Consider the following 9,202-nt stretch of genomic DNA (forward strand, 5'->3'; position numbering starts at 1 on the left):
CTGTTAGTCGACTGCTCTTCACCGGATGCCCGAAAATCCCGCGCTGCGCGCGCGAGTCGACTGACAGTCGACTCTACCCTCTCCGGCATCGATTTCGCGTTTCAGCAATTCAGGCGTCGAGCAGGTGCGCGCTCAGCGCTTCGCCATCCGCCCCCGGAAGATGCGGCAGCCGCCCCCAGCACGGCATCGGCAGGCGCTGCCGCAGCGTGGCGAAGTTTTCATCCTGCCGCTGCATCGCCGGGTCGATGTGGTTGCCGATCCAGCCCAGGCACTCCACGCCGCTGGCCTGCAGCGACTGCGCGGTCAATCGCGCGTGGTTGACGCAGCCCAGCCGCATGCCCACCACCAGCAGCACCGGCAACTTCAGCGCGCGCACCAGGTCGAGCTGATCCAGCGTGGCCGAGACCGGCGCCAGCCAACCGCCCACGCCCTCCACCACGACGATATCGGCCTTCGCGCGCAGGCGTTCGAACGCGGCCACGATCGGCGCCAGCGCCACCTGCACGCCGTCCTCGGCAGCGGCCAGCTCCGGTGCCAGCGGCTGCCGCAGCGCATAGGGATTCAGGTCGGCATAGTCCGGCACCGGCCAGCTGGCCTCCTGCAGCGCCAGCGCGTCCTCGTTGCGCAGGCCCTGCCCCAGATCCTCGCTGCCGCTGGCCACGGGCTTCATGCCCACCGCGCGCAGGCCACGCTGGCGCAGTGCATGCAGCAGCGCGGTGCTGGCCGCGGTCTTGCCGATTTCGGTGTCGGTGCCGGTAACGAACAGGGCGGGCGGCAGCGTAGCGGGCAACGGCATCGATGGGCTCCAACAGGGCAACAGTGCGTGCATTATCGCCGGCCCGGTGCACTTGCTAGACTGCAGGCATGTTCGCCAATGCCTCGCTCACCGGCAGCAAGCCGGAACAATACGCCCAGCTGCTGGAACAGGCCCGTGGCCTGGTCTACGCCGAGTCCGACCGCATCGCCAACGCGGCCAACCTCTCCGCACTGGTCTATCACGCCCTGCCCGACCTGAACTGGGTGGGCTTCTACCTGTACGACGGCAAGGAACTGGTGGTCGGCCCGTTCCAGGGCCTGCCGGCCTGCGTGCGCATTCCGCTGGACAAGGGCGTGTGTGGTGCCGCCGCCAGCCAGCGCGTGACCCAGCGCGTGGACGACGTCGATGCCTTCCCAGGCCACATCGCCTGCGATTCTGCCTCGCGTTCGGAGCTGGTGGTGCCGCTGCTGCGCGGTGATGAACTGATCGGCGTGTTCGATATCGACAGCCCGAAGGTCGGACGTTTCGATGCCGACGACCAGGCCGGCCTGGAAGCCATCGCCCGCGTGTTCGTCGAGGCGCTGGGATGAGCGCACCGAAGCTGCGCAACATCGGCCCGAAAAGTGCGGCGTGGCTGCGCCAGGTCGGCCTGCGCAGCCGCGAAGACCTGGTTGCGATCGGTGCCGTGGGCGCCTTCGTCAAGGTCAAGCGCGCGGGCTTCAAGCCCAGCCTGAACCTGCTGTATTCCCTGGAAGGCGCGCTGCTGGACTGCCACTGGCAGGAACTGAGCGAGCCGCAGCGCGATGCGCTGGTGCAGGATTACGAAGCACGCATCGCCGCGCATCCGCTGAAGGCGGCCGGCCCGGCGTCGGGCCCGGTACATGAGCAGCGCTTCGATGCCGACGATGACGCTGAAGACAGCGTTGCCGAGGGCGCGGACGAGGATTGAGCCGCGCCCTTCTGTAGCGCCGAGCCCACGCTAGGCTGGCTGTTCTGATCGAAGTGCAGCCGAGCATGGCTCGGCTCTACAAGAGCAGATCAGGGCTGCTGCAGCTCCAGCAGCTCGCCCACCAGCCCGACCTCACCGCGTTCCAGCCACACCCGCAGGCGCGTGCCGTGGTCGATGCGCAGGGCCCAGCACAACGACATTGGCAGGCCGCAGACCTGCGACAGCACCATGCGCAGCGGGCCACCATGGCTGACCACCAGCGTCGGCACCGGATCGTCCTCATCGAGCAGGCGATCGAGCGCGCGCGCGATGCGCCGTTCAAAGTGGCCCCAGCTTTCGCCGTTCGGCGGCGGGAATGCATGCGGATCGGCGTGGAAGGCCGCCAGTGCATCCTCCGGCAGGTCGAACAGCGACTGCCCGTCCCAATCGCCGAAATCCAGCTCTTCCCATTCCTCGTCCGCTTCCACGTCCAGCCCACGCGGGGTGGCCAGGGCCATCGCCGTGTGCAGCGAGCGCAGCCGTGGCGAACTGATCACCCGCTCCCAGGGCTGCGCGGCGTAGGCGTCGACCAGTTCCTGCGGCAGGCGGGCCAGCTGCGGTGGATCGTTGCGGCCATCGAGGAACTCATCGCGACCGTTGCCGGCATGGCGGACCAGGTCGAGGATCATGCGCGCGTCCTGTACAGGCGACGCGGGAACAGCGGAAAACAGGCGGACATCGGCAACGGCACCACGGGATCAAGGGGCCATTCTAAAGGCACGGCAAAGGCAGTCGAGCACGCGCGGCGCTACGGGCCGCCTGCGATGCCGTAGACTGCGCGCACTTCCAGGTGACCTGCGGCCGTGGCCGGCAGGTTGAAACGGGAAGCCGGTGACGCGTGATTCCACGCCAGGCCGGCGCTGCCCCCGCAACGGTAAGCACGTCAGTTCCAGGCTACACCGCCACTGTGCCGCAGGCATGGGAAGGCGCCTGGACGGTGGCCCCAGGCCACCCGGCGGCAAGCCCGGAGACCGGCCCGGAAGCCTCAGGTCGCGATGCGGTGGGCATGGCGCTGGATGACCGCAGCCTGCGCTGCGGCGTCGGCGCATGCCTGCCTTCGCGGCTCCTCCCCTTCGCCACGCGGGCGTGCGTGGCACCTGGAGTCCCCCATGAAGCTGCAGTCCCGAATGCTGTCCCTGGCCGTGCTGGCCACCCTGCCCGCGCTGGCCCAGGCCGCCGATGACACCACTGCGCTCGACCAGATCCTGGTCACCGCCACCCGCACCCCGATCGCGCTGCAGGACAGTATCGCGCCGGCGCAGGTGATCGACCGCGCGCAGATCGAATCCAGCCAGGCCACCTCGCTGCAGGAGCTGCTGCGCGGCCGCGCCGGCATCAACCTGACCAATGCCGGCGGCCTCGGCAAGCAGAGCTCGCTGTTCCTGCGCGGCACCAACTCGGGCCACACCGTGGTGCTGGTCGACGGCGTGCGCATCAACAGTGCCGACCTCGGCCTGGCCATGTACCAGGACCTGCCGCTGGCGCAGATCGAGCGCGTCGAAATCGTTCGCGGCCCGCAGTCCAGTCTGTACGGTGCCGACGCCATCGGTGGCGTGATCCAGATCTTCACCCGCCGCAACCAGGGCGATTTCGCTCCGCACTTCCAGCTCGGCGGCGGCAGCAACGGGCTGCGCGAAGCCAGCGGCGGCATTGGTGGCGGCACCGAGCGCGGCTGGTTCGGTGCCGACATCGCCTACCAGCATTCCGACGGCATCGATGCCTGCCGCGGTTCTTCCTCGGTGTTCACCGCGGGCTGCTTTGCCGACGAGCACGACCGCGACGGCTACCGCAACCTGTCCAAGAGCCTGCGCGGCGGTTACAGCTTCAACGACCAGTGGAACGTGGAAGGCAGCGCACTGCGCGCCGATGGCAAGAACCATTACGACGGCTACTACAACTACTCCGAGACCCGCCAGCAGGTGCTGGCCGGCAAGGTGCGCTACACCCCGTCGGAGCGCCTGGCGTTCACCGCCAACGTCGGCCGCAGCGACAATGAGTCCGACAACTTCGGCGCACCGGGGGTGTTTGGCAGCGCGCAGACCCATCGTGACAGCGCCTCGCTGCAGGGTGACTTCGGTGTGGCCGAGGGCCAGCTGCTGAGTGCCGGCGTGGACTGGAGCGAAGACAATCTGGACGGCAGCAGCGCCGGGTATCTCGTCGACAGCCGCCGCAACACCGGCGTGTTCGTGCAGTACCAGGGCCGCTTCGGCCGCCACCAACTGCAGGCCAGCGCCCGCAACGACGACAACCAGCAGTTCGGCAACCACGCCACCGGCAGCGTTGGCTGGGCGATGGAACTGGGCCACGGCCTGCGCGTCAACGCCAGCTACGGCACCGCGTTCAAGGCACCGACCTTCAGCGACCTGTACGACCCGTGGAGCGGCGTGCCGACGTTGAATCCGGAGAAGTCCAAGAGCGCCAACCTCGGCGTTTCGCAGCAGGGCCAGGGCTGGCACTGGGGCATGGATGTGTACGAAACCCGCATCGATGACCTGATCACCTACGATGCGTCCACGATGAAAATGCAGCAGGTGGAGAAGGCGCGCATCCGTGGTGCCGAGCTGACCGGTGGCGTGCTGCTGGCCGGCTTCGACATCAACGCGCAGCTGAGCTACACCGACCCGCGCAACCGCACCTACGGCAGCACCCAGTTTGACAACTGGCTGCCGCGCCGTGCACAGCAGACCGCGCGCCTGGACATCGACCGTCGCTTCGGCGATTTCCGCGCCGGCCTGACCGTACAGGGCGCGGGCAAGCGCTTTGACAACGCCAGCAACTCGGTGAAGGTTGGCGGCTACGGCACGCTGGACCTGCGCGCCGAGTACGCGCTGACGCCGTCGTGGTCGCTGCTGGCGCGTGCCGCCAACGTGTTCGACCGCAACTACGAGACCGTGGCGTGGTTCAACCAGCCCGGCCGTGAGTACCAGTTGAGCGTGCGTTACCAGCCGAAATGAGGAAACGCGCCGGGCATTCCCGGCGCTTTCTCTGTAGAGCCGAGCCCATGCTCGGCTCAGGCAGCAAAGCAGCCGAGCATGGGCTCGGCTCTACACCGGGACGCCGGCGGCCAACCCCGGCAATTCACGCAGATCGTCGATCACCGCCACCGCATGCGCGGTGGCCATGTCCAGGCCGCGCGGGTAGCCGTAACGCACCAGCGCGATCGGCATGCCTGCCTCTTCGGCGGCGCGGTAGTCGGTCAACGAATCACCCACCATCAGGCAGGCGTCCACCGGCAGCCCGAAGTGCGCAGCGATGTGCCGCAACGGTTCGCCACTGGGCTTGCGCTGCGGCAGCGAATCGCCGCCCAGTATCAGCGCGAACGCATCACCGATGCCCAGGTGCTGCAGCAGCGGTGGCACCAGCGCTTCGGGCTTGTTGGTGCAGATCGCCAGCGGCACGTTGCGTGCACGCAGTTGCGCCAGCGCTTCACCCACGCCATCGAACAGGCGCGGGCTGCGCAGCAGGCATTCGCGGTAGTGCACCATGAAGACCGGCATGACCTCGGCCAGGTCGACCTCACGACCCGCGGCATGCACGGCCTGCTCGACCAGGCGGCGCACACCGTCGCCGATCCAGCCCAGCACCGTGGCTTCCGGTACGCGTGCCACACCGATGTCCTCCAGCGTGCGGTTCAGCGCTTCGGCGATATCAGCTGCGCTGTCGACCAGCGTGCCATCAAGGTCGAACACGACCAGTGGATAGGGATACGACAAGGGACGGCACCTGCATGACGTGGGGCCGTCCATTGTACGCCGCTGGTTTTTGCACCGATCCGCCTCAGCCGATCCGGCGCGCGCGGGTAGCCAGGAACGTGGGCAGGTAACGGTCGATCAGGAAACGCGGCTGCGGCTGCCAGTCCTCCATGAAGCGATCGATGATGAAGCCGGCATCCAGCTGGCCACCGATCAGTTCGGTCAGGCTGTGGCCGAAGGTCAGTGCATCGCCCCGTGCCAGCTTCGCCTCGCGCTCGGCTGGCGGCAGGTCTTCCAGGTCCGAATAGGGAATGGCGTACTGCGGCCGGATCAGGCCCTGTGCGTCCAGCTGCGGATCGCGCGCACCGACGAACAGCACCGGGTTGTAGAAGCTGGCCATCAGCATGCCATCGCGTGCCAGCACACGGCGGCATTCGGTCCACACCGGGCGCACGTCAGGCACGTACAGGTTCGAGATCGGGTGGAACACCACGTCGAAACTGTCGTTGGCGAACACGTGCAGATCGCGCATGTCACCCTGCACGGTGCGCAGCTGCAGGCCATCGCGCGCAGCGACCCTGCGGTCCTGTTCCAGCTGCCCGTCGGACAGGTCGAACACGGTGACGTCAGCGCCCGCAGCGGCCAGCACCGGTGCCTGCTGGCCACCGCCCGAGGCCAGGCACAGGATGCGACGGCCGCGCACATCACCCATCCAGTCCAGCGGCAGCGCGCGGGGCGTCAGGTGCACCTGCCAGCGGCCTTCGCGCGCGGCGGCGATCGTTGAACTTTCCACCGGGCGCGACCATTCGCGCACTTCGCTGGCCTGGCGGTCCCAGGCAGCACGGTTGTGGTCGATCAAGGCCTGTCCATGGTTCATGTGTTCTCCTTGCCCGGTGGGCGCCAATCCAGATCCTGGAAGGCCGGGCTGGCGAAACACTCGCCCAGGAAATCCAGGAATCGCCGCATGATAGCGGGCTGCTGGCGCCGTGACGCGTACACGGCATGAATGCCGAGTTCGTCCAGGCTGAATTCGGGCAGCAGTTCGATCAGCTCGCCACTGCGCAGCAGCGGCGCCACCTGGTAGGTCGGCAGCATGGCGATACCGGCACCGGCCCGCACCGCCTCCAGCAGCAGCGAGGCCTCGTTCGCGCTGATGTTGCCGCCCACCGCCACCGACAGCGAACGTCCATCGCGGTGCAGCTGCCACAGGCTTTTACCGACGTAATGGTGGGTCAGGCAGTTGTGCGCGGCCAGGTGCTCGGGGGCGGTCGGCGTGCCACGCACCTGCAGGTAGGACGGCGTCGCGCACAACACCGAGCGGCAGGTGGCCAGGCGCCGTGCGATCAGGCTGGGGTCGATCTGGCGCGCGATGCGCACGGCCAGGTCCACCCGCTCTTCCACCAGGTTCACCGTGCGGTCGACCAGCAGCAGCTCGATGCGTGCCGCCGGATGGCGCGCAACGAAGCCGGCCACGGCCCGTGCCAGGTGGCTCTGCCCGAACGACACGCTGGCGGTCACCCGCAGCGTGCCGTGCGGCTCGGGATCATCACTGGCCAGCTCGCCCTGCAGTTCTTCGCCGATCGCCAGCATCTGCCGGAAGCGCGCCAGCGCCGCCTCGCCGGGGCCGGTCAGGCTGATCCGGCGCGTGGTCCGGTGCAGCAGGCGCGCACCCAGCCACCCTTCAACCTCGGCCAGGTAGCGGGAGACCATCGCCCGCGACATGTCCAGCACCTCGGCGGCGGCGGTGAGGCTGCCGCGCTCGGCCACCTCGACGAACACGGTCATGGCGGTCAGTCGGTCCATCTGCTCGATTCCTGCAACAAACAAACGCGTTATACGCTGTTTTTCGATCAACTGCAGCAGCCTAGAGTGACCCCATTCCCACCCCACACCGCCCCACGGAGTCCTGCCATGAAGATCGCCCTCGTTGGTTCCACCGGCAACATCGGCCGCCAGATCGCCCGCCACGCGCTGGCCCGCGGCCACGAACTCACTGTCATCGTGCGCAGCGCGCAGGACCTTCCGGCTGAACTGGCCGGTGCGCATCCGGTGGTCGCCTCGTTGGACGACCTGGATGCGCTGGTCGCCGCCATTGCCGGCCACGACGTGCTGGCCAGTGCCTACGGCCCGCGCCCCGGCGATGACATCGGCCGTGTGGGCGAGGTCGCCGCGCAGTTGGCCGCCGCCGCACGCAAGGCCGGCGTACCGCGCCTGGTGGTGGTCGGTGGTGCCGGCAGCCTGGAAGTCGCGCCCGGCGTGCAGCTGGTCGATACCCCCGACTTCCCGGAGGCCTACAAGCCGTACGCGCTGGCCCATCGCGAGGCGTTCAACCGCCTGCAGGCAGTGGACGACCTGGACTGGACCTTCTTCTCGCCGGCCGCAGAAATCGGCCCGGGCGAAGAGCGCGGCCAGTACCGCGTGCAGCCCAAGGCCTTCCTGGCCGATGCCAGCGGCCACAGCCGCATCAGCTACGCCGACTACGGTGCAGCGTTCGTCGCCGAGCTGGAAGCGCACCAGTACCCGAAGCAGATCATCACCGCAGCGTATTGATCCACGCACGTCCCATGTAGAGCCAAGCCCGCGCTCGGCTCTACGCGAACATGCAGCCGGGCATTGGCCCGGCTCTACACAAGGAATTCCCATGCGTACCGCTGCCCTGCTGCTTCCCCTCGCCCTGGCCGCCAGCTTCACCAGTGCGCCGCTGCTGGCCGCCCCGGCCACCACGGCGCCGACGGCGGCGACGAAATCCCAGCTGCACCTGCAGACCTTCCATCCCGGCCCGCAGGCGATGTTCTCGGTGTCCTCGGTACTGATCGAAGGCCGCCACGATGCGATCCTGGTCAATGCGCAGTTTGGCGCCAGCGACGCGCGCAAGCTGGTCGAGCTGATCCGCGCCAGCGGCAAGCAGCTGACCACGATCTACATCAGCCACGGCGATCCGGACTACTACTTCGGCCTGGCCACGCTGCAGGATGCGTTCCCGAAGGCGCGCATCGTCGCTACCGCACAGACCGTTGCCCACATCCAGCAGACACAGGCCGGCAAGCTGGCCTACTGGGGCCCGAAGATGGGTGCCGACGTGCCGGCCCGCATCGTGGTGCCGCAGGTGCTGGATGGCGATGCCCTGCAACTGGAAGGCCAGCGCCTGCCGCTGATCGGCCTGGACGGACCGACCCCGGACCGCACGGTGCTGTGGGTGCCGTCGCTGCGTGCGATCGTCGGTGGCATTCCGGTGGTGGCCGGTGAGCACGTGTGGATGGCCGACACGCAGACGCCGAAGTCGCACACCGACTGGCTGCAGACCCTGCAGCGGTTGCAGGCGTTGAAGCCGAAAGTAGTGGTACCGGGGCATTACGCACCGGGTGCCGCACTGGATTCGAGTGCGCTGCGCTTCACCGCAGATTACATCCGCGCGTTCGATGCCGAGGCGGCCAAGGCCAAGGACAGTGCGGCACTGGTGAAAGCAATGCAGTCGCGCTACCCGAAGCTGGATGGCGTCGCATCGCTGGAGCTGAGTGCGAAGGTGGCCAAGGGCGAGATGCAGTGGCCGTGAGGTAGGAAGTTTTCTTTTGCAGGGCTGCGCCCTGCACCTGCTCAATGCAACGGCAACAGCCGAAGCAACAGCAAAAGCTGGTCTCCTGAGGGTTGGCGGGGTGGGTCCGGTTGCGGGGGGCGCTGCAAGTACGTCCATGTAAGCTCGGTCGCCGCATCCATGCGGCTCACGCCCCCGCAACCGGACCCACCCCGCCTTCGACAGTTTCCCGC

Annotated in this window: 10 protein-coding genes and 1 riboswitch; of the genes, 5 read left to right on the forward strand and 5 right to left on the reverse strand. The window is 68.0% G+C overall.

Going from position 1 to position 9,202, the window contains the following annotated elements:
- Positions 1-109: 109 nt before the first annotated feature.
- A complete protein-coding gene (gene bioD / locus G5A07_RS10585; protein ID WP_053442476.1) occupies positions 110-796 on the reverse strand; it encodes a dethiobiotin synthase in 687 nt (228 codons plus the stop codon).
- A gap of 68 nt (positions 797-864) precedes the next feature.
- On the opposite strand from bioD, the gene G5A07_RS10590 reads away from it, so the two are divergent.
- A complete protein-coding gene (locus G5A07_RS10590) occupies positions 865-1,347 on the forward strand; it encodes a GAF domain-containing protein (RefSeq protein ID WP_004140850.1) in 483 nt (160 codons plus the stop codon).
- Entirely contained in the window at positions 1,344-1,706 is a 363-nt protein-coding gene (locus tag G5A07_RS10595; protein ID WP_049453288.1) for a TfoX/Sxy family protein, read from the forward strand. The genes G5A07_RS10590 and G5A07_RS10595 overlap by 4 nt, the downstream gene beginning before the upstream one ends.
- Positions 1,707-1,795: 89 nt before the next feature.
- Here the strand turns inward: G5A07_RS10595 and G5A07_RS10600 are convergent, their stop codons facing one another.
- Complete coding sequence (locus tag G5A07_RS10600; protein WP_010484101.1) at positions 1,796-2,374, reverse strand: histidine phosphatase family protein; 579 nt, start codon at positions 2,372-2,374, stop codon at positions 1,796-1,798.
- 142 nt (positions 2,375-2,516) lie between these two features.
- A riboswitch (cobalamin riboswitch) is annotated at positions 2,517-2,740 on the forward strand.
- 114 nt (positions 2,741-2,854) lie between these two features.
- Between G5A07_RS10600 and btuB the strand changes: the two genes are divergently transcribed.
- The gene (gene btuB / locus G5A07_RS10605) at positions 2,855-4,699 is read left to right on the forward strand and encodes a TonB-dependent vitamin B12 receptor (protein WP_143994752.1); all 1,845 of its coding nucleotides are present in this window, start codon (positions 2,855-2,857) and stop codon (positions 4,697-4,699) included.
- Positions 4,700-4,789: 90 nt separating this feature from the next.
- Here btuB and gph read toward each other — a convergent pair whose 3' ends face one another.
- The 3 genes from gph to G5A07_RS10620 form a co-directional block, all read right to left on the reverse strand.
- A complete protein-coding gene (gene gph / locus G5A07_RS10610; RefSeq protein ID WP_053442473.1) occupies positions 4,790-5,458 on the reverse strand; it encodes a phosphoglycolate phosphatase in 669 nt (222 codons plus the stop codon).
- 64 nt (positions 5,459-5,522) lie between these two features.
- Positions 5,523-6,314, reverse strand: coding sequence for a class I SAM-dependent methyltransferase (locus G5A07_RS10615; RefSeq protein ID WP_019338001.1), 792 nt, complete (start codon positions 6,312-6,314; stop codon positions 5,523-5,525).
- On the reverse strand, positions 6,311-7,240 hold the full coding sequence (locus G5A07_RS10620; RefSeq protein ID WP_043398850.1) for a LysR family transcriptional regulator: 930 nt from the start codon (positions 7,238-7,240) through the stop codon (positions 6,311-6,313). Before G5A07_RS10620 ends, G5A07_RS10615 begins: the two co-directional genes overlap by 4 nt.
- 108 nt (positions 7,241-7,348) lie before the next feature.
- Between G5A07_RS10620 and G5A07_RS10625 the strand changes: the two genes are divergently transcribed.
- Positions 7,349-7,987 (forward strand): NAD(P)H-binding protein, encoded by a 639-nt coding sequence (locus tag G5A07_RS10625; RefSeq protein ID WP_043398852.1) that lies wholly within the window; start codon positions 7,349-7,351, stop codon positions 7,985-7,987.
- Between the two features lie 91 nt (positions 7,988-8,078).
- The gene (locus G5A07_RS10630) at positions 8,079-8,990 is read left to right on the forward strand and encodes an MBL fold metallo-hydrolase (protein WP_010484107.1); all 912 of its coding nucleotides are present in this window, start codon (positions 8,079-8,081) and stop codon (positions 8,988-8,990) included.
- Positions 8,991-9,202 lie beyond the last annotated feature (212 nt).

The organism is Stenotrophomonas sp. AS012628, assembly GCF_010608305.1.
GTDB lineage: Bacteria > Pseudomonadota > Gammaproteobacteria > Xanthomonadales > Xanthomonadaceae > Stenotrophomonas > Stenotrophomonas geniculata.

Bases quoted from the DNA above. Each gene is read 5' to 3' on its own strand.
- bioD (WP_053442476.1), bottom strand. From the start codon at position 796: ATGCCGTTGCCCGCTACGCTGCCGCCCGCCCTGTTCGTTACCGGCACC.
- G5A07_RS10590 (WP_004140850.1), top strand. From the start codon at position 865: ATGTTCGCCAATGCCTCGCTCACCGGCAGCAAGCCGGAACAATACGCC.
- G5A07_RS10595 (WP_049453288.1), top strand. From the start codon at position 1,344: ATGAGCGCACCGAAGCTGCGCAACATCGGCCCGAAAAGTGCGGCGTGG.
- G5A07_RS10600 (WP_010484101.1), bottom strand. From the start codon at position 2,374: ATGATCCTCGACCTGGTCCGCCATGCCGGCAACGGTCGCGATGAGTTC.
- btuB (WP_143994752.1), top strand. From the start codon at position 2,855: ATGAAGCTGCAGTCCCGAATGCTGTCCCTGGCCGTGCTGGCCACCCTG.
- G5A07_RS10615 (WP_019338001.1), bottom strand. From the start codon at position 6,314: ATGAACCATGGACAGGCCTTGATCGACCACAACCGTGCTGCCTGGGAC.
- G5A07_RS10620 (WP_043398850.1), bottom strand. From the start codon at position 7,240: ATGGACCGACTGACCGCCATGACCGTGTTCGTCGAGGTGGCCGAGCGC.
- G5A07_RS10625 (WP_043398852.1), top strand. From the start codon at position 7,349: ATGAAGATCGCCCTCGTTGGTTCCACCGGCAACATCGGCCGCCAGATC.
- G5A07_RS10630 (WP_010484107.1), top strand. From the start codon at position 8,079: ATGCGTACCGCTGCCCTGCTGCTTCCCCTCGCCCTGGCCGCCAGCTTC.